The organism is Streptomyces sp. NBC_01689 (assembly GCF_036250675.1).
Classification (GTDB): Bacteria; Actinomycetota; Actinomycetes; order Streptomycetales; family Streptomycetaceae; genus Streptomyces.
In genome coordinates this window covers 6,074,656-6,097,310 of sequence record NZ_CP109592.1, presented here as the reverse complement: position 1 = coordinate 6,097,310, position 22,655 = coordinate 6,074,656, and the positions used below count along the sequence as shown (strand labels likewise).

The 22,655-nt window shown below is 69.0% G+C and carries 18 protein-coding genes and 1 pseudogene; 8 read left to right on the top strand and 11 right to left on the bottom strand.

The window, feature by feature from the left end; genetic code table 11:
* Window positions 1–1,017: an SEC-C domain-containing protein gene (locus OG776_RS25990; protein ID WP_329322604.1), complete on the top strand. Its 1,017-nt coding sequence runs from the start codon at window positions 1–3 to the stop codon at window positions 1,015–1,017.
* 630 nt (window positions 1,018–1,647) lie between these two features.
* Here OG776_RS25990 and OG776_RS42450 read toward each other — a convergent pair.
* The gene (locus OG776_RS42450; RefSeq protein WP_443077377.1) at window positions 1,648–1,854 is read right to left on the bottom strand and encodes a DUF6602 domain-containing protein; all 207 of its coding nucleotides are present in this window, start codon (window positions 1,852–1,854) and stop codon (window positions 1,648–1,650) included.
* A gap of 317 nt (window positions 1,855–2,171) precedes the next feature.
* On the opposite strand from OG776_RS42450, the gene OG776_RS25985 reads away from it, so the two are divergent.
* Window positions 2,172–5,312: a DUF3427 domain-containing protein gene (locus tag OG776_RS25985; protein WP_329326642.1), complete on the top strand. Its 3,141-nt coding sequence runs from the start codon at window positions 2,172–2,174 to the stop codon at window positions 5,310–5,312.
* Between the two features lie 4 nt (window positions 5,313–5,316).
* On the opposite strand, the pseudogene OG776_RS25980 reads toward OG776_RS25985, so the two are convergent.
* Window positions 5,317–5,966, bottom strand: a pseudogene (locus OG776_RS25980) (ATP-binding protein).
* 222 nt (window positions 5,967–6,188) lie between these two features.
* Between OG776_RS25980 and OG776_RS25975 the strand changes: the two are divergent.
* Genes OG776_RS25975 through OG776_RS25965 form a run of 3 tightly spaced genes read left to right on the top strand, consistent with a single transcriptional unit; the run spans window position 6,189 to window position 7,658 of the window.
* On the top strand, window positions 6,189–7,037 hold the full coding sequence (locus OG776_RS25975; RefSeq protein WP_148008587.1) for a helix-turn-helix domain-containing protein: 849 nt from the start codon (window positions 6,189–6,191) through the stop codon (window positions 7,035–7,037).
* On the top strand, window positions 7,034–7,324 hold the full coding sequence (locus OG776_RS25970) for a DUF397 domain-containing protein (protein ID WP_148008588.1): 291 nt from the start codon (window positions 7,034–7,036) through the stop codon (window positions 7,322–7,324). The genes OG776_RS25975 and OG776_RS25970 overlap by 4 nt, the downstream gene beginning before the upstream one ends.
* Window positions 7,325–7,355: 31 nt before the next feature.
* Window positions 7,356–7,658, top strand: a complete 303-nt coding sequence (locus OG776_RS25965; protein ID WP_148008589.1) for a hypothetical protein — start codon at window positions 7,356–7,358, stop codon at window positions 7,656–7,658.
* Between the two features lie 65 nt (window positions 7,659–7,723).
* Here the strand turns inward: OG776_RS25965 and OG776_RS25960 are convergent, their stop codons facing one another.
* Window positions 7,724–8,689: a GlxA family transcriptional regulator gene (locus tag OG776_RS25960; protein WP_329322603.1), complete on the bottom strand. Its 966-nt coding sequence runs from the start codon at window positions 8,687–8,689 to the stop codon at window positions 7,724–7,726.
* A 209-nt stretch (window positions 8,690–8,898) separates the two neighbouring features.
* On the opposite strand from OG776_RS25960, the gene OG776_RS25955 reads away from it, so the two are divergent.
* The gene (locus OG776_RS25955) at window positions 8,899–9,366 is read left to right on the top strand and encodes a hypothetical protein (RefSeq protein ID WP_148008591.1); all 468 of its coding nucleotides are present in this window, start codon (window positions 8,899–8,901) and stop codon (window positions 9,364–9,366) included.
* 279 nt (window positions 9,367–9,645) lie between these two features.
* Here the strand turns inward: OG776_RS25955 and OG776_RS25950 are convergent, their stop codons facing one another.
* The 4 genes from OG776_RS25950 to OG776_RS25935 all read right to left on the bottom strand — a co-directional run bounded on the left by OG776_RS25950 (window position 9,646) and on the right by OG776_RS25935 (window position 14,049).
* Window positions 9,646–10,068: a VOC family protein gene (locus OG776_RS25950; protein ID WP_148008592.1), complete on the bottom strand. Its 423-nt coding sequence runs from the start codon at window positions 10,066–10,068 to the stop codon at window positions 9,646–9,648.
* Window positions 10,069–10,200: 132 nt separating this feature from the next.
* Window positions 10,201–10,686 (bottom strand): hypothetical protein, encoded by a 486-nt coding sequence (locus OG776_RS25945; protein WP_329322602.1) that lies wholly within the window; start codon window positions 10,684–10,686, stop codon window positions 10,201–10,203.
* 417 nt (window positions 10,687–11,103) lie between these two features.
* Window positions 11,104–12,630: an MFS transporter gene (locus tag OG776_RS25940; protein ID WP_329322601.1), complete on the bottom strand. Its 1,527-nt coding sequence runs from the start codon at window positions 12,628–12,630 to the stop codon at window positions 11,104–11,106.
* Window positions 12,631–12,681: 51 nt separating this feature from the next.
* The gene (locus OG776_RS25935; RefSeq protein WP_410093175.1) at window positions 12,682–14,049 is read right to left on the bottom strand and encodes a DUF445 domain-containing protein; all 1,368 of its coding nucleotides are present in this window, start codon (window positions 14,047–14,049) and stop codon (window positions 12,682–12,684) included.
* Between the two features lie 241 nt (window positions 14,050–14,290).
* Here OG776_RS25935 and OG776_RS25930 point away from each other — a divergent pair, with 241 nt between their 5' ends.
* Window positions 14,291–15,622: an SGNH/GDSL hydrolase family protein gene (locus OG776_RS25930; protein ID WP_329322600.1), complete on the top strand. Its 1,332-nt coding sequence runs from the start codon at window positions 14,291–14,293 to the stop codon at window positions 15,620–15,622.
* Between the two features lie 53 nt (window positions 15,623–15,675).
* Here OG776_RS25930 and OG776_RS25925 read toward each other — a convergent pair whose 3' ends face one another.
* The 4 genes from OG776_RS25925 to OG776_RS25910 form a co-directional block, all read right to left on the bottom strand.
* Entirely contained in the window at window positions 15,676–16,593 is a 918-nt protein-coding gene (locus tag OG776_RS25925; RefSeq protein WP_329322599.1) for a DUF1707 SHOCT-like domain-containing protein, read from the bottom strand.
* A 9-nt stretch (window positions 16,594–16,602) separates the two neighbouring features.
* The gene (locus OG776_RS25920; RefSeq protein ID WP_148008597.1) at window positions 16,603–17,592 is read right to left on the bottom strand and encodes an ABC transporter ATP-binding protein; all 990 of its coding nucleotides are present in this window, start codon (window positions 17,590–17,592) and stop codon (window positions 16,603–16,605) included.
* A gap of 6 nt (window positions 17,593–17,598) precedes the next feature.
* Window positions 17,599–18,453, bottom strand: coding sequence for an ABC transporter permease (locus OG776_RS25915; protein ID WP_261994537.1), 855 nt, complete (start codon window positions 18,451–18,453; stop codon window positions 17,599–17,601).
* Window positions 18,454–18,532: 79 nt separating this feature from the next.
* Window positions 18,533–19,333 (bottom strand): ABC transporter permease, encoded by an 801-nt coding sequence (locus OG776_RS25910; protein ID WP_329322598.1) that lies wholly within the window; start codon window positions 19,331–19,333, stop codon window positions 18,533–18,535.
* A gap of 1,010 nt (window positions 19,334–20,343) precedes the next feature.
* Here OG776_RS25910 and OG776_RS25905 point away from each other — a divergent pair.
* A complete protein-coding gene (locus OG776_RS25905) occupies window positions 20,344–22,623 on the top strand; it encodes a transglycosylase domain-containing protein (protein ID WP_443077285.1) in 2,280 nt (759 codons plus the stop codon).
* Window positions 22,624–22,655: the final 32 nt, after the last annotated feature.

The following is a 22,655-nucleotide window of genomic DNA, read 5'->3' as shown; positions in this document are numbered from 1 at the left end:
ATGCGCCCCGACACGCCTGCCGACAACGTCGACCACACCGCCGAAGCCGCACGCCTGGAGCGGACCGCCGGCCTCTACCCCGAGGACGCCGAACACCTGCTCCTGCAGGCCGCGGCCCACCTCGAACTGGCCGGCGACCGCCCCGGCGCCAGCGCACTCTACGACCGCCTCCTGTCGTCCTCGACGCCCCTGGAGCGTCCTCACCTGGTCCGTGCCCTGAAGGCGTCGAACCTGTGGGAGTACGGCCACGAGGCGGAAGCGCGCGCGATCATCGACGGCGTACGCGCCGCGTCCCCGCGCGACCCCGCGCCCTGGGTGATCGTGGCGGAGGCGCTGGAGTCGCACGACGAGCTGGAAGCGGCGCAGGAGACGTTCACGGAGGGCGCGACGCTGCTCCTGACCGACGTGACGGACCCGCCGTACGCCACCCGCCCCATCCTCTTCGGCCGCCACCGCGTCCGCCGCATGCTGGGCGTCGCCCACGACGACTGGGACGCCCTCGCGGACACCCTGCACTCGTCCCCCGTCTCCCTGGACGAACTCCACGACCCCAAGCGCGTGTGGTCCCTCGGCTCGGAGAACCCGGAGGAGCTCCAGGCGGAGATCAGCCGCCTGCGCGCCGAGCTGGGCGCCCACCGCGAGGCCCTCTCCCGCCCGTTCCCGGTGGCTGTCCTGCACTGGCCCGCCGACGAACTGGCGGAGCTCCTCGCGGCGTACCCGTCGCTCGCCACGGAGTACCCCTCCCACGAGGAGCACCTCGCGACGATAGAGGAGTCCCTGCGCGAGCTGTCCGCCTCCGGCACCCCGAACCTGGGCATCGTCACCGGCACGGTCCCGTCCTACGAGGCCTTCTCCGCCTCGGAGGCGTCGTCCCCGTCCGACACGACGCTCCTCCCCCAGTACGCGACGACCCTGGCAGCCCGAGGCCGAGCGATGGCGTGGCCGCCGCAGCGGGGGGTTGTGTGCTGGTGCGGGTCGGGGCGGGGGTATGGGGAGTGTCACGGGGCGTCTAACTAACCAAATGCCCACGTGTCCCGGCCCTGGCCTATCGGCTGGGGCCCCGTAGGCCGTCTCCGATCACGCGGTGCTGATGTGCGTAGACTTCCTCACTCTCGTTTGTTGCTCATTTCGACTTGCAACTCGGTTGGCTACACCGGTAGTTGTTAGAGTCATGACATGACAACAGAAGAGAGCAGGACTGTCCCCGGAAACCTGCATACGCGCGCAGAAATCAGACGTGCCTTCGAGGAAACAGGCAGGGCAGCATATGCTCCGCCGTCGCAGAACGGAGCGTCAACCTCTTCTCGGACCCTGCCGTGGGAGAGGTCAACGGCTACTACGACGGTTGGCTAGAGAGGAAGACGAACTCGGCCCCATCTTCGAATACACAGGGGCTGGGGAGTCTGGCGATCAGACGTTCTCCGGGGTCGCCAGCACAGGCAACCGCGCCATCCTGCGTCACGCCGACAGGGCGATTCTTTACCCAGGTCGACCTAGTTCTAGTAGCGGCACCAGAACTCATGAGTATCTCGGTAAATTTACTCTGGACGCACGGGAATCCTACGCGTGGCGAGTGCACGGCGAAGACAAGAAGGAACGCAATGTCATTGCCTTTCCTCTGCGACCAGAAGGAGAAGTCCAGCACTATCATCCCGCCTGCAGGAGAGACGACGGGGGAACACGGTCGCATTGCGGAGAGGTCTCGCCTGATGCCGTGACATTCTCGGCGTTATGTACCGTCTTCGCGTGAGATGGCAGATAGCTGGCCAGAAAATCCCGTACGAGAGCTTCTCGGGAAGTACCCCGTTCGCCGTTATGACTAAAGTTCCTCGACTGCTCGAAATCTGCATGCATCCGCTGGGCCACCGAGTGTAGGATTTTTCCAAGCTTCGCTTGAGACATGAAATAATTCTAAGGCAATACGGCGAGGACTTTGGAGTGCCAGTGGACACATTCTCCCCAGCCCCCGCCTGACGCTACCCCTCACAACCACCGCTTGACGGTCCTCCCGCATCGGATGTCTGATCACTGGGGGCGCAGCCTGAGAACCGGCGGACCCATCCACGTTCAGCGGTTGACCATCGCCAGCCCGCTGTCAGTGCCCTCTGTTACACATGGGCATAGCTATCTGAGCAACCGAGGGGATCAGCGTGCTCGAGTCGGGGGATCTGATGCAGCCGGCCGTGGGGGTGTACGAGGAACTCATCACCGTACGCTTCGAACAGAAGTTGAAGGAGTTCGCGAGCCTCGGGTGGCACCCTGTGAGCGACACCGTGGGGGCCGAGTCTGTACCCCATGTTCTGGCAGGGCATATCGCCCGGACGGTACGCCGAGTGCTACAGAACCTCCCTACAGAGGAACGGGTGTACGCGGCCAACCACATATTGGACTCCATCAGCACACTTGAGGGAGCACAACAGTGGGTGGATCTGGTGGCGGACGGACCTCGTCAACTCCTCACGCTGACCAAGCAGGAGGCACCCGGCGTCTTCGCTGTGCGCCCCGGCATCCCGCTCTCTGACACAGCGCTCATCACCAACTCTCCCGAAGATCCAAGCCTTGGCTTCGAACTACGCGCCGAGCTCGCCACCGCTGACCGCGTCGATCTGCTCTGCGCCTTCGTAAAGTGGCACGGTCTCCGCATCATCGAGCAGTCCTTGCAAGCCGCCCACGATCGGGGCGTGCCGATGCGCGTCATCACGACGACGTACATTGGAGCAACTGAGCGGCGTGCTCTGGATCGACTGGTACGAGAGTTCAACGCCGAGGTCAAGGTCAACTACGAGACCCGCTCCACTCGACTCCACGCCAAGGCCTGGTTGTTTCAACGGATTAGCGGCTACGACACGGCGTACGTCGGTAGCTCCAACCTCTCCAAGGCCGCCCTACTCGATGGTCTTGAGTGGAACGTCCGGCTGTCTTCCATCGCCACTCCGGACGTGTTGCGGAAATTCGAAGCAACCTTCGAGGCGTACTGGAGCGACCCCGCCTTCGAGACATACAACCCTGATGTCGACGGATCCCGCTTGCAGGAGGCGTTGGCGATCGCGGGAGGTACGTCCTCGACGTCGTCCGCGGACCGAAGAATCACGCTGTCCGGCCTTGAGGTACGGCCTTACCCACACCAGCGAGACATGCTGGAGCGACTTGAAGTTGAGCGTGGGGTTCATGACCGACACCGGAATCTGATGGTGGCCGCGACGGGCACCGGCAAGACCGTCATGGCAGCTCTCGACTACAAGCAGCTATGCAAGAAGCATGGCCGTGACCTGCGCCTGCTGTTCGTCGCGCATCGCAAGGAGATCTTGCAGCAGTCCCTGCGGACCTACCAAGACGTCCTGGTGAACCCCAACTTCGGCGAGTCCCTCCACAGTGGGGAAATCCCAGAGCGATGGACACACATCTTCGCCAGCGTGCAGTCACTCAACGCTAGTGCACTGAGCCGACTCGCTGCCGACCACTTCGACGTGATTGTGATCGACGAGTTCCATCACAGCACCTCCCCGACGTACCGGAAGATCCTCGATCACTTTCAGCCGTTGGAGCTGCTGGGGCTGACAGCGACCCCTGAGCGCATGGACGGCAAAAACGTCCAAGATGAGTTCTTCGATGGCCGGATCGCCGCGGAGGTGAGGCTGTGGGAGGCCTTGGAGAACGATCTCCTCAGCCCCTTCCACTACTTCGGCATCAGCGACAACACCGACCTGAGTGCGGTGGAGTGGAAGCGTGGAGCATACGACGCCAACGCTCTGAGTAATGTACTCACAGGAAATGATGCACGAGCCCGACTGGTCATCAAGGCAGTCAGGGACAAAATTGCCGAACCCGGTGTCATGCGGGCCCTAGGCTTCTGCGTGTCGGTCGCGCACGCGCACTTTATGGCCGAGCGCTTTCGCACGGCCGGACTCAACGCCCTTGCACTGTCAGGGGAAACGCCCATCGACCAACGCGCTCAGGCACTGGCTGATCTCAGATCAGGCTCATTGCAGGTGATCTTCTCAGTTGATCTCTTCAACGAGGGCCTCGACATCCCCGACGTGGACACGCTTCTCCTGCTGCGCCCCACCTCCAGCGCAACCTTGTTTCTACAGCAACTTGGCCGGGGCCTCCGTCGCACTGAAGGCAAAGCCGTACTGACCGTACTGGACTTCATCGGCCAACACCGCAAAGAATTCCGCTTCGAGAACCAATTCCGAGCGCTGACCAACCTCACACGCAAGAGGCTTCTGGACAACATCGAGCATGACTTCCCGCAGCTTCCCTCCGGCTGTCAGATCCTTCTGGAGGAGAAGGCGAAAAAGGTCATCATCGCCAACATCAAGGACCAGATCGGCGTCAATGTCACAGCTCTAGCCCGCGAGGTCGCCGAGTACGCCGAGCCACGACTGAGCCACTATCTCGATGAGAGTGGTCGCGATCTGCGAGACCTCTACCGCGGCAACGGAAACTCGTGGACAGGCTTGCTTCGTCGATCCGGGCTCATGCAAGGTCAGGCGCCTGAAGGTGAAGCTGCACTACTCAAGCGAGTTTCCGCCTTCCTGCACGTGGACGACCCTCGGCGCGTGGCCGCGTACACGCGACTGCTGGAAGATGACGCTCCTGTCTACGACGCCCTTGAAGAGCGCGACCAAGCGTACGCACGGATGCTGTTCTTCCAACTGTGGCCGCTGGGAGGAAACATCCGTAAGGGCTTCGCGAATTACGATGCCGGGTTTGCGACGCTACGCCAGCAGCACGCTGTAAGAGACGAACTGCGTCAAGTGTTGGCATACAACTTGGAGCACACCGAGCATGTTCCGATCCCTCTCTTGGGAATCGGCGGAATGGCCGGACTGCCGCTGACCGTGCACGCCTCGTACACTCGAGAGGAAATCCTGCCAGCGCTCCGCCAGTCCTTCATTGGCGGCTTCATGCCAGGCGACTTTCGCGAAGGGGTAAAGTGGTGCGGCTCCATCGAGACGGACGCCCTGCTAATCACCTTGGACAAAGATGAGAAGGACTTCTCTCCCCAGACGCGCTATCACGACTATGCACTGAGCGAGACCCGCTTCCACTGGGAGTCACAGAACCAGACCTCGGACACCTCACCCACTGGCCTCCGTTACCAGCACCATGCCAAGGAAGGCAGCCATGTGCTGCTGTTTGTCCGTCGCTATAAGAGCACGGATATCGGCGGCGCCCAGCCGTGGATGCTGCTCGGCCCTGCTGAGTACGACACCCACAATGGGAGCAAGCCTATGGCGATCACATGGAAGCTGACTCACGAGATTCCAGCAGACGTATGGACGTACTCCGCGATCGCCGCCGGGTGATACCTCAGCGCGAGCCCTGCCCCGCGTCCGCTGTCGCCTCGAAGATCATCTGCGCGCGTTCCAAGGCCTCATCCACGTCTCGGCCGTGCGCTTGCAGCCAGTTGAGGAGATCGGTGATGGCGTCGACTGCCATGTCCGCTGCGCTAGTTGCGAGCGAAGTCGAAGAGCTCGGGCTCGCCTCACAAGCAGCCTTCGTCGAGCCGTAGAAGGTGAGGAGGGCGCCCGCTCTTGCCACGCCGGCGCCACCGGTGTGGCCGCTGGGCGAGTTCAGACTGGTCGCTAGCTCACACCAGGTGATCTTGCGGTCGGCGCGCAGTTGGACGCCCCAACGATCCGCAACCGCGTCCACGAGAGCCATACCGCGACCACTCTCGGAGTCGTCGCGTGCATCGAGAGCGTCGGAAGGGCCCTGGCGTCGGGGTCGTGGACTTCCATCCGCAGATACGTGCCGTTCATGGAGACTGCGAGCGTGGTCGGAGTACCCGGACCGACGTGCGTGATCACGTTCGAGACGAGTTCACTGACGCAGAGTTGGGCGATATCGGTGGCTTCCTGTAAGCCCCAGCGCTCAAGGTGCACTCGCATGATGCGGCGCAACGCTGCGACTTCTTGCGGGTCTGCTGCAAAGGCCAAGTCCCAAGGCTTCCGTGACATACACGCCTGCTGGATCACCGAGACCCCTCTCATCGACGGCAGCACCAACCCCGCCGGAACGACGGAGTGTCACGCTCACTCACACTGAGTGGCGTCCCTTGCCAGAATGGCGGCCGCGAATCCCTTCGTGCAATGTGCACGGCGGGATTCCCACTTCCGAGTGATTGGCAATCGCACCCCTTGGCGAAAGACTGAACGCCCATTACCAGAAGAGGGGTTGGGATGGCTGGATCGCCGACTGCACGTCGTCGACGTCTCTCGATCGAGCTGAAGAAGCTCCGCGAGAAGAGTGCACTGACCTGCGCGGAGGTCGGTGCGGCGCTGGACTGGAGCGGCTCCAAGGTCAATCGAATGGAGACGGGCAGCGGCAGAGTCCAGCCGTCCGACATCGATGCCCTGTGCCGCTTCTATGCCACCAGTGATGAGCTGCGCGAGTTCTTGAAGGCGTTGGCCCGACAGGCGAAGACCCGAGGTTGGTGGCAGGTACACGGCGCGGGAGTTCCGGAGTGGTTCTCCATCTACATCGGTCTGGAGCAAGACGCTTCCACGTTCCGCCAGTACCAATGCGAGCTGCTGCCGGGACTGATGCAAACCCCAGCGTACGCCGGTGAACTCCACAGAACCGGCGCGCACCTGTCCGTGCGAGACATCGACCGCGCGGTGCAGGTGAGGATGGAACGGCAGGCGATGCTCACACGGCCCGGCGGTCCCGATGCCTGGTTCATCGTGAACGAGGGTGCGTTGCGTAACGTCATCGGGGATCGGGCTCTTATGCGTGAACAGCTCGAACGAACCCTGGAATCGATCGCGTTGCCCAGTGTGACCCTGCAGGTCCTCCCCTTCGATTCGGGCACCTACCCGGCCACCGGTTCGTTCACCTTGTTGGGCTTCCCCGACCAGGAGGACCCCGACCTCGTCTATCGGGACGGCATCACCGATGCCGTGTATCTCGAAGGCGAGCATCATGTGCGTGAGTACACGAGGGCCTTCGATGGACTGCGAGCCGCGGCTTTGAGCCCTCGGCGTTCCGCCGAACTGATCGAGACCGTTCTCAAGGGGTACACGAGATGAACGCCGCACCGTCCATGGCCGCCCACGCCTCCGCTTGGTTCACGTCCTCGTACAGCAACGGCGCGGGCGGTGAATGCGTCGCATGCGCGCGCCGCGTGGACGGTGTCCTCGTTCGGGACTCCAAGGAGAGGGGTGGACCCGTGGTCGCCTTCCGCTCGACCCCCTGGCAGTCCTTCATAGACGGCATGGAAGGGATAGGGGGCCAGGAAGGACGGGAGGGTTGGAGGGCGACCGTCGGTCAGCCGTCCGACCGCGTTAGCCTCGATTTGTTCAGCATGCGCAGGTAGATGCATGCACTGGTAGGCGCAGGAGGCAGTCATGGCGAAGGTACCGGCCGCGGTGGTGGCCGCCGGTGGGCTTGTCGGTGGGTACGGCGTGGCCCGGTGGACGCGGAAGCGGCAGCTCGGCGGGGTCGTGCTGGCCGCCGCGGGGGCCACGGCCGCGCAGCAGTGGCGGCGGCAGGCCGGCGGGAAGGCCGCCGGCGCGCTGACCGTCGCGTACGTCGCCGCCTTCGCCGGGTCGCACCCGCTGGCGAAGAAGGTGGGCGCCTGGCCCGCGGTGTTCGGGGTCGCCGGGGCCGTCGCCCTCGCCTCCTGGGCCGTGGCCGACCGGCGCGCCTGAGGCGGCGGCAGGGGCGCGGAGCCCGGCACACCGGCACACCGGCGCGCCCCCGCTCACGCTCACGTTCAGGAGACCCGCTCCTCCGCCCCCCGGAACGCCCGCCGGTACGCGTACGGGCTCGTCCCCACCACCCGTTTGAAGCGTTCGCGGAAGGCCGTCGGGGAGCCGAAGCCCGCCTGGGTCGCGATGCGTTCGACCGGGTACGTGGTCGTCTCCAGGAGGTACTGGGCGCGGCGGACCCGCGCCCGGTGCAGCCACTGGAGGGGTGTCGTGCCGGTCTGTTCGCGGAAGCGGCGGTTGAGGGTTCGGGTGCTCGTGCCGGCCCGGTCGGCGATGTCCTCCAGGGTCAGGTCCCGGTCCGCGTTCTCCTCCAGCCAGGCGAGCAGCGGTTCCATCGTCGTGCCGGCCGGTGCCGGTGGCTGGGTGTGGACGATGAACTGGGCCTGGCCGCCCTCCCGTTCGAGCGGCATCACCGACAGCCGGGCCGCGTGCGCGGCGACGGCCGAGCCGTGGTCCCGGCGGATCATGTGCAGGCACATGTCGAGGGCCGCGGCCGCGCCCGCCGAGGTGAGGAACTGGCCGTTGTCGACATAGAGGACGTTCGGGTCGACGGTCACCGCGGGGTGCAGGGCCGCCAGGTCCCCGGCCGCGAGCCAGTGGGTCGTGGCGCGCAGTCCGTCCAGCAGGCCGGTGGCGGCCAGGACGAAGGCGCCGACGCAGATCGAGGCGATCCGGGTGCCGTTCGCGGCCGCGGCGCGCAGTGCCTCGGCCACACCGGGCGGCAGCGGAGCGGTGGGGTTCTCGGTCCCGGGCAGGATGATCGTGTCCGCCTCGGCCAGCGCCTCCAGCCCGTACGGGGCGCGCAGCGTGAACGGGCCCGCGTCGACCTCCCGGCCCGCCTCGACCGAACAGACCCGGATCCGGTACGCCGCCCGACCGTCCGGCAGGCGCGCCCGGCCGAAGGCGTCGATCGGGGCGGAGAGGTCGAACGGGACCACCTGGTCGAGCGCCAGTACGGCAACGGTGTGCATGGCCAGATCGTAGGCGTACGGCGGATTGTGGCCAACAGCGGCGACGGGCAACCCGCCTCTGCCGCGGTGGGCCGCGGATCTCACGGGACCTCCGCCCACCGCCCCGTACGGCAGGAACGGGCGCCAGGTGACAGCGGCTGGCGGGAATCCGTCGGGTACTGGCAGAAGTGCCACTTCTGCAAGATCCAGGACCCCCATAGCGTCACCCCGTGACCAAGTTCCTTCTCGCCGTGCACGTCCTCGCCGCGATCGTCGCGATCGGGCCCGTCACCGTCGCCGCCAGCATGTTCCCGCCCGCCGCCCGCAAGGCGCTCACCGAGCCGCGGGACGACCAGGCCCTCTCCACCCTCCGGCTGCTGTACCGCATCTGCCGGGTGTACGCGACGGTCGGCGTCGTCGTCCCGGTGTTCGGCTTCGCCACCGCGGGCGCCATGGGTGTGCTCGGTGACACCTGGCTGATCGTCTCCATCGCCCTGACGGCCGTGGCGGCGGTCGTGCTCGCGGCGCTGGTGCTCCCTCGGCAGACCGCGATCGTGGAGGGCATCTGGCACGACACCGCCACGGTGGGCCCCCGGGCGACGGTCAGGCTCGCCATGTTCACCGGCGTCTTCAATCTGCTCTGGGCCGCCGTGACCGTACTGATGATCGTCCGGCCGGGGTCCACCACCGGCGCCTGACGAATTCGTCGCCGGTGGGCCGCGTTGCGAAGGTGTGGTCCAGTCGTCGATGCGCTACCGATCTGTCCCCTTCGAGGGCCGGCCCGGCCGCCGGCCGCACGGGAGCGGTGACAACGACTCAGGGCCCGCCCATCGCGCGGCGGTCGCCGTCCGACCGCCGCGTCACCGCGGAGGTGGCCACGAGGTCTCCGGTGGCCGTTGTCCGGTTCTTCTCGGTCGATGAACCCCTACCGGAGACCTCGCTCCCTGCCGATCAGAGCAGGCCGCCGCTCAGTCCACTCAGATCTCGCCCTCATCGCGCCGGGGCCACTGGGGGCCCTGCTCGGTCCAGACGACACCCTTGTTGCGGCAGAGACAGAAGGGGTGGCCGATGGGGTCGGTGTAGACGCGGAAGCCGTAGCCGTCCGGGCCGGTGCAGTCCCGTTCCAGGGTCGCGCCGAGGGCCAGGACGCGGCTCTGTTCGGCCTCGATGTCGTCGACCTCGAAGTCGAGGTGGAACTGCTTGGGGTGCTCGCTGTCGGGCCAGCGCGGGGCGCGGTACTCCTCCACCTGTATGAAGGCCAGTTCGACCTCGCCGACCTGGATACCGGCCCAGTTCTCGTCGCTGCCCGCCTTGACCGGGAGCCCCGTCACCTCGGAGTAGAAGGCCGCCAGCTTCATCGTGTCCGGGCAATCGATAATGAAGTCGGTTAGTCGTAGCATCCCGCGATGCTGTCACAAGATCACTAGAGTCGGGCGGTGAAACGGGCTCCGGCCGAAAGCGCGCGCTCGTACGTGGGGACGTACCGCGGCGGGCCCGCCCTCGGACGCGCCTCGCGCCTGGCGCCTCGCGCCTCAGCGATAAGGGCTCGCGGTCCTTCGGCGTCCGGTGAGGAACGGCGCGTCGGCCCGTTCCTCCAGGTCGGACCTGAACTGCCGGGCCACCGCCGTCGCGACCAGCACCCCCGCCGCGACGACCAGCGTGAAGGACGCCCACGCCAGGGGCCAGACCGCCGCGTCCGGGGGCTCGGGGTGGGCGTGGAAGGAGACGTACATCAGGACGGTCGGCGGAGCCGCCACCAGCAGCAACGGCCAGGCCAGCGCGTCCCGGCGGCCGAAGTAGGCCGCCAGGAGCAGCAGCGCCCCGCCGAGGAGGACGACGCCCCGGACGGTCACCGGGGTGGTCTCGGTGAGCGATCCGGGTGCCTCGGGGCGGTTGCGCAGGTCCCAGGGCAGGCAGAGGAGGTACGCCGCACCGGAGAGGGCGGCGCCGAGCACGCGGGTCAGCCAGCGTTCCGGCCAGGGGCGCGTGCGCAGGGGGCCCAACAGCTTCTCGGTCATGCGTACGAGAGTCTCCGGCCGGGCGGCGGTCCGACAGAGTACGCGTACTCAGATCATCGGATTCGGCGCGCCGGACCGCCCGGTGCGGTGAGCAGCCGGCGCGCACCGGACCGCCGAGTACGCGGACCGCCGGGCGCCCGGACCTCCAAGCACGCAGAACCTTCAGGCGCGCGGACCCGAGGGCGCGCCGGACCTCAAAGCGCGCAGACCTCCAGGCCCACGGACCGCCGGGATGCGGCGGACCGCGCTCGGCGAGCGGAACGCGGACGAGCCGTGGGCGGAACGCGGACGGGACACCGTCCGGACGTGAGCGGAACGCGAACGAGCCGTGGGCGGAACGCGGACGGGACGCCGGCGGGACCTGGGCGGCCACAACACACCGCCCCCGCGCGACCCGGCACCGCCCGTGCGGTCCGGTCAGACCGCCTCCCCCGACGCGCCGGACGCGCCGGACGCACCGGACGCACCGGAAACACCCCCCGCACCCGACGACACCGACAGCGGTGTGGCGATGTCCTCCAGGGAGCGGCCCTCCGCGTTCACCGCGAGGAACGCCGCCACCAGACCCGCCGCGCACATCAGGCCCGCCCCGATCTGGAAGGCGAGGACCGTGTCCCCGACCACGCCGGACGAGGTGAGGTCGGCGAAGACCAGCGGTCCGCTGATACCGCCGGCCGCCGTCCCGAGCGCGTAGAAGAAGGCGATGGCCATCGCCCGGGTCTCCATCGGGAAGATCTCCGAGACGGTCAGGTAGGCGCTGGAGGCGCCGGCCGACGCGAAGAACAGCACGACGCACCAGCACGCGGTGAGCGTCGCGGCGGTCAGCGAGCCCTGGCCGAAGAGCCAGGCCGTGCCGAAGAGCAGCACACCCGACAGCAGGTACGTGGAGGAGATCATCACCTTGCGGCCGACCGTGTCGAAGAGTTTGCCGAGCAGCAGCGGGCCGATGAAGTTGCCGGCCGCGATGACGGCGAAGTAGTAGCCGGTGCCACCGGAAGGGACGTCGTAGAACGTGGTGAGGATGGCGCCGAAGCCGAAGGTGATCGCGTTGTAGAGGAAGGCCTGGCCGATGAAGAGGGAGAGGCCGAGCACGGCGCGCTTCGGATAGCTGCGGAAGACGGTCCGCGCGATGAGCCCGAAGCCGATGCTCTTGCGCTGCTCGATGGTGATCTCGCCCTCCGCGCGCGGCAGCGGCCGGCCCTTCTCCCGCTCGATGTCCCGCTCGACGGACGTGACCAGCGCGTCCGCCTCCTCGCCGCGGCCGTGGATGAACTGCCACCGCGGGCTCTCCGGCACATGGCGCCTGACCAGCAGGACGACCAGTCCGAGCACCACACCGAGGGCGAAGGTGAGCCGCCAGCCGAGGTCCTTGGGGAAGATGTCCGTGTTCAGCATGACGATGGACAGCAGCGCGCCGCCCACCGCGCCGAGCCAGTAGCTGCCGTTGATGATCAGGTCGACGCGGCCCCGGAACTTCGCCGGGATGAGCTCGTCGATCGCCGAATTGATCGCCGCGTACTCGCCGCCGATGCCGAAACCGGTGAGGAAGCGGAAGGTGAAGAACCACCAGGCGTCGAAGGAGAGGGCGGTCATCGCGGTCGCGCCGAGGTAGACGACGAGCGTCACCATGAAGAGCTTCTTGCGGCCGTAACGGTCGGTCAGCCAGCCGAAGAACAGGGCCCCGGCGCAGGCCCCGGCGACATAGAGCGCCGCGGCGACACCGGTGACCTGGGCCGAGGAGATGGACAGGCCGCTGCCGTCCTCGGAGAGCCGGCTCGCGATGTTGCCGACCGTGGTGACCTCGAGGCCGTCCAGGATCCAGACGGTGCCGAGGCCGATCACGATCATCCAGTGCCAGCGGGACCAGGGAAGCCTGTCGAGGCGGGAGGGGACATTCGTGGTGACGGTTCCCGTGGAGGCGGGCACCGGGGCTGATGGGGTCATCGCTCCCTCTCCGTTCGACGAACCCTGACCGGATTCCCCGCCGCGAGGTGGTTACGCCCCCAGCGCCCGCGACACCACGTAGATCAGCAGTCCGGCCAGTGATCCCACCACCGTGCCATTGATCCGGATGAACTGCAGGTCACGGCCGATGTGCGCCTCGATCTTCCGGGTCGTGTGCTCGGCGTCCCAGCCCGCCACGGTGTCGGTGATCAAGGAGGTGATCTCCTTGCGGTAGGTCGTCACGACATACACCGCCGCACCCTCGACCCACCGGTCGACCTTGGCCTGGAGCTTGGGTTCCGTCGCCATGCGGGAGCCCAGCGACAGGAGCGAGGCCCGCACCCGCAGACGCAGTTCGCTGCGCTCGTCCTCGGCGGCGGAAACGATCATGGATCGTACGGCCGTCCAGGCGGAGGCGATCAGGTCCTGGACCTCACCGCGGCCGAGCACCTCGCCCTTGAGACGCTCCACCCGGACACGGGTGTCGGTGTCGGACTGCAGGTCGGCGGCGAAGTCGCCGAGGAAGCGGTCCAGGGCGCCGCGCGCCGGATGGGACGGGGCGTCACGCATCTCGGTGACGAAGCGCAGCAGTTCCTTGTAGACCCGCTCGCCGACCTTCTTGTCGACGAAACGCGGGGTCCAGCCGGGCGCGCCGCCCTGCACGGCGTCCATGACCTGCTCGTCATGGAGGACCAGCCAGTCATGGGCACGGGCGCAGATCAGGTCCACGACCCGCTTGTGACCGCCGTCCGCGACGACCTTCTCCAGCATCTTCCCGATACCGGGCGCGATCTCCTGGGCGTCGGCGCGGCGCGTGATCGCCTCGCCGACGACCGCCTGCACGTCGGAGTCGCGCAGGACCGTCAGGGCTCCCCTGAGGGCGGTGGCCAGCTCCGCCGTGACCCGGTCCGCGTGCTCCGGTTCGGCGAGCCAGGCGCCCAGCCTGCCGCCGATGCCGACGGCGCGCAGACGCTGGCGCACCACCTCCTCCGAGAGGAAGTTCTCACCGACGAACTCACCGAGCGACACCCCGAGCTGGTCCTTCTTCGTGGGGATGATCGCGGTGTGCGGGATGGGCAGGCCGAGCGGATGGCGGAAGAGGGCCGTGACCGCGAACCAGTCGGCGAGCGCGCCGACCATGCCGGCCTCGGCGGCCGCCGCGACATACCCGGCCCAGGGGCCCGCGCCCTCGTGCGAGGCCCACTTGGCGAGGACGTACACCAGCGCGACCAGGAGCAGCAGGCCGGTCGCCGTCAGCTTCATCCGGCGCACGCCGCGCTGCTTCTCCTCGTCGGCGGGGCTGAACGAGGCCATCGTGCGGTTGCCCGGCCCGGGTGCCGTCGCCGTGCGGTGCGCGGCCGTACCCGGCCGGGCACGCTGCCCTTCGGTGTCCGCTGCTTCCGGTTCTGTGCGTTCCATGCGCTCCACCCGTTCGCCGATCCCGTCCGGGATCTCGTACCCATTGTCCCTTCCTGACCGACTCATGGAACGGAACAGGAGTTCCCGGCGTCTGTTCCGGCGGGGAGAACTCGGGGAGATCTCCGGGTCGTCTCAGGGACATCCCGGAAGGGGCCCCGTCCTTCGCCCCCTGTCCCATGACGCATCATGGGTTCATCACATCGGAGCCTCGGGCTCCCTCGCCCGAGGAGACACGCACCGCATGACCAAGCGTCACGGTTATGCCCTGCTGGCCGCGATCGTCGCCGTGATCGTGGCCATGTCCGCAGCCATATACGTGGGAGCCGCGGCCGACGACGGGAACAGCTCCCGCAGCGCCCTGGCCGGCGCCCCCGGCCCGCACAACTCCGTGGCCCCCGCCTCCGTGGGTACCTGGGTCGGCGCCTGGTCGGCCTCACCCGGCGGAGCCGAACCCGGCACCGAGGCCGCCGGCATGGCCGGCCGCTCCGTGCGCAACGTCGTGCACGTCGGCGTCGGCGGCACCGACGCCCGCATCACCCTCTCCAACCTCTACGGACAGCAGCCGCTGCGCATCACGCACGCGTCGATCGCGGTCGCCGCGAGCGAGAACGACGCGGCCGCGGCGGACGGGACCATGAGCCGCCTCACCTTCGCCGGCAGCACCGCGGTGGTCGTCCCGGCGGGGCAGCAGGTGATGAGCGACGGCGTGCGGATCCGGATCCCGCGCGACACCGACGTCCTCGTGACCACGTACTCCCCGACCCCGTCCGGGCCGGTCACCTATCACCAGCACGCGCGGCAGATCTCGTACGTCGCCCAGGGCGACCGCACCGAGGACCCGACCGGGACCGCCTACACCGAACAGACGCCGTACTGGCGCTATCTGACCGCCCTCGACGTGCTGAGCAACGAGTCCGCGGGCACCGTCGTCGCGCTGGGCGACTCGCTCACCGACGGCATCACCTCCACGACGGGCGCCAACCACCGCTGGACCGACGCCCTTTCGGAGCGGCTGCGGGCGGCGGCCGGTTCCGGGGACGTGCCGCGCTACAGCGTCGTCAACGAGGGCATCAGCGGCAACCAGGTCCTGGCCGACGGTCTCGGCCGGCCCGCCGACAACCCGAGCGGCCTCAACCGCTTCCGCCGCGACGTCCTCGACCGTACGAACGTCAAGGCCGTCGTCATCGACCTCGGCGTCAACGACATCCTGCGCAACCCCCGCCAGGTCGACCCGCGCACGATCACCGACGGACTGCGCCGGCTGGTCCGGCAGGCGCACTCCCGGGGCCTGCGCGTCGTCGGCGCCACCCTGATGCCCTTCGGCGGCCACCGCGGCTACACGAGCGGCCGCGACGCGGTCCGCCGGGCCGTCAACGAGGAGATCCGCGCGGGCCTGGTGTACGACGCCGTCGTCGACTTCGACAAGGCGCTGCGCGACCCGTACGACCCGCGCAGGCTCCGTTCCGACTACGACTCGGGAGACCACCTCCACCCGAGCGACCGTGGCTTCGAACGGATGGCGGCGGTCTTCGACCTGGACGACCTGAAGGGATCGGCGCCGGCCGAGCTGTAGCGGAGGCCGAGCTGCGGCCGGGGCCGGCCCGGCCGGCGGGGGGCCGGCCCGGCTCAGAAGTCGTGGTGGCGCCTGCGGTGACGCTCCTCGCGGCGGGCCTCATGGCGCTCACGCCGCTCGGTGTGCCGCTCCCGGCGTTCCTCGTGGCGCTCGCGGATCAGGTCCCGGGCCTCTTCGAGCGCCTCCCGATGGGCCTCGTACACGTCGTCCAGGCGGTCCCGCGAGCCGCCCCCCAGCGCACCGCGGGCGGCCTTGCGGTCCAGCTTCTGCTGCCGGCGCTCCTCCCTCAGGCGCAGCCGCTCGGCGCGGGTGATCTTCCGCTCGACGCCGACCCCGCCCCAGAACGCGAACCCCGTGACGATCACGCGCGGGGCCCCGGGATCTCCCGGCCGCCCCTCCTCGCGGTGGTCGAAGCCGCCCATGATGCCGATGCCGCGGACGACGACCTCCACCCCGGGCGGCACGACGACGTTCACCCCGCCCATCACCGCGACGCAGTTCACGACGACCTCACGGTCGGCGAAGTTCGCCTCGCGCAGGTCGATCTCGCCGCCGCCCATGAAGGCGAAGGAGGTGAAGCGCCGCGGCACGGTCCAGCGGCCCTTGCGCTCGAAGCCGGACAGGATCGCGACGCCCCACGTCGACGAACCCTCCCCGCCCACGATCCGGGACGCCCAACTCCCGCTCTCAGCGGGCTCCTTGACCATGTTCACCGGAGCCGCGGCGGCCTGCCCCGGCAGATCGCGGGTGAGCGGCGCCAGGTCCCGGTACGTACGGGCCCTGAACGTCGCCTCCAGCCGCTCCTCGAACTCCTCCATGTCGAGGCGCCCCTCCGCGAGGGCGTCCCTGAGCTGTTCGGCGACCCGTTCACGATCGGCGTCGGAGGCTCGCAGCTCGGGTCCCGCGGGCTCGGGGGCCCGCGCCACCGGACGCTGGTCGTCGCTTCCCCGGGAAGGCACATCCTCGGTCATGGGACCAGCCTACGAGAGAGCCTTCTCCTCGTACATGCGGCTGATGACCGCCTCGATGTCCGGCTCCCGCACCGAGAGGTCCACCAGCGGGTACGCCGCCGCGATCCGCGCCACCAGCTCGGCCGCCGACGCCGACGCGGGGAACGCCAGCCACTGCCGGGGCCCCTCCACCTTCACCACCCGCGCCGACTCCACCTCCACCGGAGGCAGTTCCCGCTCCAGGTCCACCACGAGGGTCCGCTCGCTCTCCCCCACCTCGTGCAGGCCGGTCAGCGCGCCGTCGTACATCAGCCGCCCGTGGTCGATCACCATCACCCGCCGGCACAGCTGCTCGATGTCGGTGAGGTCGTGCGTGGTGAGCAGCACCGTCGTACCGCGCTCCGCGTTCAGGTCGCGCAGGAACGAACGGACCTTGGCCTTGCTGATCACGTCCAGACCGATCGTCGGTTCGTCCAGGTAGAGGACCTCGGGATCGTGCAGCAGCGCCGCCGCGATGTCCCCGCGCATCCGCTGGCCGAGCGACAGCTGCCGCACCGGCACGTCCAACAGCGCCCCCAGTTCGAGGAGTTCCACGCAGCGGTCGAGGTTCTCGCGGTAACGGGCCTCCGGGATGCGGTACATGCGGTGCATCAGACGGTAGGAGTCGATCAGCGGAAGGTCCCACCACAGCGTCGTGCGCTGTCCGAAGACGACCCCGATGCGCCGCGCGAGCCGGGTCCGCTCCCGCGACGGGTCGATGCCCGCCACCCGCAGCCGGCCGCCGCTCGGCGTGAGGATCCCGGTCAGCATCTTGATGGTGGTCGACTTCCCCGCGCCGTTCGGCCCGATGTAGCCGACCATCTCGCCGCGCGACACGGTGAAGGAGAGCGAGTCCACCGCCCGCACCTGCCGGCGCTCGCTGCGCAGGAAGCCGGTCTTCTTGCGCACGTCGAAGACCTTCTCGACACGGTCGAGTTCGATGAAGGCGTCGGCCGGGTCCGGTACCGGTTCCGTTGTCATGTCGGTTCAGCTCCCCGTGCTGCGATAGGAACGAAGTCCCGCCCGCCAGGCGACCCCTGCCAGTGCGCAGCAGGCCGCCGCGACCAGCGGTGGTGCGAAGGCGACCCAGGCGGGCAGGTCGAGCGGATACGGCCGCCCCAGGACGTAGAGCGCGGGCAGCCAGTTCACGAAGGCGAGCGGAAGCACGAAGGTGACCCCGCGCACCAGGTCCTTGGCGAAGACGGTCGGCGGGTACTGCAGGAGCGTACTGCCGCCGTACGTGAAGGAGTTCTGCACCTCGGAGGCGTCCTGCGCGACGAACTGGAAGGCCGCGCCCGCCACGAACACGGCCGAGAAGATCGCGGCACCGCTCAGCACCATCAGCGGCACCAGCAGCACCTTGAGCGGCGTCCAGGTGAGGTCGAGCGCGGTGACCGCGTAACCGAAGACCACCAGTCCCTGCGTGATCCGGCCGAGCCTGCGCAGCGCGAAGCGGTCCGCCGCGACCTGCGCGAGCACGGGCACGGGCCGCACCAGCAGCGTGTCGAGCGTGCCGTCCCGCACCCGGCGCCCGAGCCGGTCCATCGATCCGAGCGCGAGGTCCGTGAGTCCGAACGCGATGGCCGAGACCCCGTACAGGAAGGCGACCTCGGGCAGGTCGTAGCCGCCGAGCCGGTCGATCTGCGAGTACATCAGCAGGATCGCGACGAAGTCGAGGCCGGTCGCCGCGAAGTTGCCGAAGGTGGTCATCGCGAAGGAGGCGCGATAGGCCATCGTGGAGCGGATCCACATGGCGGCGATCATGCGGTAGGCGCCCAGACCGTCGCGCAGCCGGGCGTACGTCCCCTGCCGGGCCCACGGATCCCCGGCCTGCCGCGGGATCCGGGTCGTCCGGGACCGCTCACCCCCCGCAACGTCCGCCGTGCCGCCCGCCGCGCTGTCCGCCGTGCCGTCCGCCGCGCTAGCCACCCTGCACCACCACCCTTCGCGTCGCCGCCGACTGGAGAAGCCGTCCGAGCGTCAGCAGCCCGACCGCCCACGCCGCCTGGAACGCGTACGTGCCGAGCGGGTCCGCCGTGCCCAGCAGCACGTCCACGGGCGCCTGGATCAGCGAGGACCAGGGCAGCGCGCGCACCACCTCGCCCAGCACACCCTGGAAGACGTTCAGCGGCAGCAGCATGCCCGAGCAGAAGACGCCCGCGATCATGGACATCTGGGCCGTCCCCGCCCCGTCCAGCAGCCAGAAGGCGGACAGGGCGACGAGATAGCGGAGGGAGAAACTGACCAGCACCCCGAGGGCGACCGACACCAGGAACGCCAGCCAGGTCAGCGGGTCGGACGGCAGCGCCAGCTCGAAACAGAGCGCGCCGAACACGAGCGGCACCACTCCGCGCCCCAGCAGATGGAACAGCGCCCGTCCCACGTCCTGGGCCAGCCACCACAGCTGGAGGTCCGCCGGACGGTAGAGGTCGATCGCGATGTCACCCGTACGGATGCGCTCCAGGAGCTCGTCCTCGAAGCCGCCGCCCATGGTGGCGACGACCATGAGCAGCGCCTGGGAGAGCCACACGTAGGAGAGCGCCTGCGCCTGGTCGTAGCCGCCGAGGTGCGGTTTCTCGTCCCACAGCGCGGTCATGATGTACGCCAGGATGAGCCCGAAGACGGTGTTCGTGAACACACCGGCGGCCGTCGCCGTCCGGTAGGTGGCGTAGCGCCGGAACCCGCCCAGGGCGACGGCCGTGTACAACCGCCCTGTCCCCACGAGGAAGTCCTCCTTGCACCGGGAAAGCCGTTTTCGGCCGAAGCGCAGGAGCCTAGTCCCACGGCGGCGCTCGCTGCCAGGCATTTTCCGGCGCGACGCGTGCCGGAATCCGGGAACGGAACGCCGGGTGCGACAGTCTTCAACAGGGGGGCGCACACGGCGTATGAGGTCGTACGGGTGCGTACGACGTGAAACAGGAGTCCGGCAGACAGATGAGCGACAAGCCACAGCCGCAGGAGCACAACCAGGGCTGGGCACCGAGGGGGCCCGAGCCGGCTGCCCAGGCGGCACCCGGCGGACCCGGTGAGCCGGGGGACCCGCCCGGAAGGCCGGAGGGTCCGAGGAAGCCGGAGCAGCCGGAGCAGCGGGAACGGCGGGAGCAGCCGCAGGCACCGGAGAAGCCCGGGGAGGCCGGGGCGCCCGGGGGAACGGGGAGGCCGGAGTCGTCGGCGGAGCCGCAGCCGTCGGGGACGCCGGACCGGACCGGACGGCCGGAGGAGACCGCACGCCCGGGAGACGGCGCGAAGCCGGAAGAAGCCGCACGCCCGGGAGACGGCCCGGAGCCGGAGAAGGCCGCGAACGCGGAGGAGGCCGCGGGGCCGGGAGGAGCCGCACGGCCGGAGGGGCCGTGGACACCGCGGGACCGCGCGACACCGGAGGGACCCCGTAGGGCGCAGGGACCCCAGAAGGGACAGGGCCCCCTGGCAGCGGGGGGACCCCTTGCGGCTCAGGGCCCCCTGGCGGCCCAGGACCACCAGACGCCAGGGCACCCCGGGAACCCGGAAGATCCCGCGACCGCGCGCGGACCCCGGTCCGAGGAGGGACCCCAAACCGCACGGCACCACGTGCCGCAGGGACAGCCGGGACGGCCCGGGCAGCCGGGACAGCCGGGACAGCCGGGAGGATCCGCGAACCCGGAGGGGACAGCGGCACCCGCACCGTCCGGGAAGCCGGGGAAGAAGGCGAAGCGGAAGCGCACCGGCTGGAGACGCCTCGTCCCCACCTGGCGGATGCTCCTCGGCACGTTCGTCGGCCTCGTCCTGGTCGTGATCGGCCTCTTCGCCCTCGGCTACTACCTGGTCAAGATCCCGCCCGCGAACGCCGCCGCGACCAAGCAGAGCAACGTCTACCTCTACGCGGACGGCAGCCAGCTGGCCCGCGACGGCGAGGTCAACCGCGAGAACGTGTCGCTCGCGCAGATCTCCGAGGACGCCCAGCACGCCGCGCTCGCCGCCGAGGACCGGGACTTCTACACCGAGTCCGCCATCGACCCCAAGGCGATGCTCCGGGCCGGCTGGAACACCGTCACCGGCAAGGGCAAGCAGTCCGGATCGACGATCACCCAGCAGTACGTGAAGAACTACTACCTGGGCCAGGAGCAGACGGCCACCCGGAAGGTGAAGGAGTTCTTCATCTCCATCAAGCTCGACCGCCAGCAGAGCAAGTTCGACATCCTCGAGGGTTACCTCAACACCAGCTACTACGGCCGCAACGCCTACGGCATCCAGGCCGCCGCCCAGGCCTACTACGGCGTCGACGCACAGGACCTGACGGTCGGTCAGGGCGCGTACCTCGCCGCGCTCCTGAACGCGCCGAGCGAGTACGACGTGATCGCGCACCCCGAGAACAAGGCCGCGGCCGAGGCCCGCTGGAACTACGTCCTCGACGGCATGGTCAAGAAGCAGTGGCTGACCCCGGCCGCACGCGGCGCGGTCACCTTCCCCGAGCCCAAGCAGTCGGTGATCGCCACCGGCATGTCAGGGCAGCGCGGCTACGTCGTCAAGGCCGTGAACGACTACCTCGTCGAACACAAGATCATCGACGAGGACACCCTGCAGACCGGCGGCTACCGCATCACGACCACCCTGCAGCGGCCCCGGCAGGACGCCTTCGTGAAGGCCGTCGACGACCAGGTGATGAGCCACCTCGACAAGAAGAACCGCAAGGTCGACCGCTACGTCCGCGCCGGCGGTGTCTCCATCGACCCGGCCACCGGCAAGGTCGTCGCCATGTACGGCGGCATCGACTACACCAAGCAGTACGTGAACAACGCCACGCGCCGCGACTACCAGGTCGGCTCGACCTTCAAGCCCTTCGTGTTCACCTCCGCCGTGCAGAACGGCTCACGGACCGAGGACGACCGCCCCATCACCCCGAACACCTTCTACGACGGCACGAACAAGCGTCCCGTGCAGGGCTGGAGCGGCGGCTCGTACGCGCCCGAGAACGAGGACAACGTCTCGTACGGGCCCATCACCGTGCGCACCGCCACCGACAAGTCCGTCAACGCCGTGTACGCGCAGATGGCCGTGGACGTCGGCCCGTCCAAGGTCAAGGAGACCGCCGTCGACCTCGGCGTCCCCGCCGACACCCCGGACCTCACCGCCACCCCGTCCATTGCGCTCGGCCCGTCCACCGCGAGCGTCCTCGACATGGCGCAGGCCTACGCGACCCTCGCCAACCACGGCGAGCACGGCACGTACACGCTCGTCGAGAAGGTCACCAAGGAAGGCGCGGCGGACGTGCACCTGCCCAGGCAGGAGACGAAGCGGGCGGTGACCCGGCAGGCCGCCGACACCACCACCTCCGTCCTGCAGAGCGTCGTCGAGGGCGGCACCGGCACCGCCGCCAAGGCCGCCGGACGGCCCGCCGCGGGCAAGACCGGCACGGCTGAGGAGGACCAGGCCGCCTGGTTCGCGGGCTACACCCCCGACCTCGCCACCGTCGTGGCCGTGATGGGCCAGGACCCCGACACCGGCGTCCACAAGTCCCTGTACGGCGCGCTCGGCCAGGCCCGGATCAACGGCGGCGGCTACCCGGCGCAGATCTGGGCGCAGTACACGAAGGCCGCGCTCAAGGGCAGCGGCCACAGCGACTTCGACCTGTGGCTCCAGCCCGGCGCCGAGGAGCAGCAGCAACTCCCGAGCACCGGACCCACCGGCCAGACCCCCGGCACCGGCGGCCAGGACGGCGGCGCGGCGACCGGCGGCCAGGGCACCCAGAGCCCGCCGCCCGGCGACACCGCGGGCCAGACCGGCGGTCAGACGGACGGCGGGACCACCACCGACGGAGGCGCCACCACCGGCGGCACCACGGACGGGGGCACCACCGACGGCGGGACCACCGACGGAGGCGCCACCACCGGCGGCGCCACCGACGGGGGCACCACGACCGACGGCGGTGCCACCGACGGCGGCACTCCGGGCAACGGTGGCGCCACCGACGGCGGGACGACCGGCACCACCGCCGGGGCGGGACCGCTGGCCGGGCTCACCCCGCGACGGCAGTGACCACGGGCAGGGGCCACGGGCACTGACCCCGA

What these genes read in the sequence shown, in the direction of transcription:
- OG776_RS25970 (WP_148008588.1), top strand. Translation starts at nt 7,034, where the DNA reads ATGAACGCCGCACCGTCCATGGCCGCCCACGCCTCCGCTTGGTTCACG.
- OG776_RS25925 (WP_329322599.1), bottom strand. Translation starts at nt 16,593, where the DNA reads ATGACCGAGGATGTGCCTTCCCGGGGAAGCGACGACCAGCGTCCGGTG.
- OG776_RS25985 (WP_329326642.1), top strand. Translation starts at nt 2,172, where the DNA reads ATGCAGCCGGCCGTGGGGGTGTACGAGGAACTCATCACCGTACGCTTC.
- OG776_RS25920 (WP_148008597.1), bottom strand. Translation starts at nt 17,592, where the DNA reads ATGACAACGGAACCGGTACCGGACCCGGCCGACGCCTTCATCGAACTC.
- OG776_RS25950 (WP_148008592.1), bottom strand. Translation starts at nt 10,068, where the DNA reads ATGCTACGACTAACCGACTTCATTATCGATTGCCCGGACACGATGAAG.
- OG776_RS25940 (WP_329322601.1), bottom strand. Translation starts at nt 12,630, where the DNA reads ATGACCCCATCAGCCCCGGTGCCCGCCTCCACGGGAACCGTCACCACG.
- OG776_RS25945 (WP_329322602.1), bottom strand. Translation starts at nt 10,686, where the DNA reads ATGACCGAGAAGCTGTTGGGCCCCCTGCGCACGCGCCCCTGGCCGGAA.
- OG776_RS25975 (WP_148008587.1), top strand. Translation starts at nt 6,189, where the DNA reads ATGGCTGGATCGCCGACTGCACGTCGTCGACGTCTCTCGATCGAGCTG.
- OG776_RS25990 (WP_329322604.1), top strand. Translation starts at nt 1, where the DNA reads ATGCGCCCCGACACGCCTGCCGACAACGTCGACCACACCGCCGAAGCC.
- OG776_RS25905 (WP_443077285.1), top strand. Translation starts at nt 20,344, where the DNA reads ATGCTCCTCGGCACGTTCGTCGGCCTCGTCCTGGTCGTGATCGGCCTC.
- OG776_RS42450 (WP_443077377.1), bottom strand. Translation starts at nt 1,854, where the DNA reads ATGCATGCAGATTTCGAGCAGTCGAGGAACTTTAGTCATAACGGCGAA.
- OG776_RS25930 (WP_329322600.1), top strand. Translation starts at nt 14,291, where the DNA reads ATGACCAAGCGTCACGGTTATGCCCTGCTGGCCGCGATCGTCGCCGTG.
- OG776_RS25965 (WP_148008589.1), top strand. Translation starts at nt 7,356, where the DNA reads ATGGCGAAGGTACCGGCCGCGGTGGTGGCCGCCGGTGGGCTTGTCGGT.
- OG776_RS25960 (WP_329322603.1), bottom strand. Translation starts at nt 8,689, where the DNA reads ATGCACACCGTTGCCGTACTGGCGCTCGACCAGGTGGTCCCGTTCGAC.
- OG776_RS25935 (WP_410093175.1), bottom strand. Translation starts at nt 14,049, where the DNA reads ATGGAACGCACAGAACCGGAAGCAGCGGACACCGAAGGGCAGCGTGCC.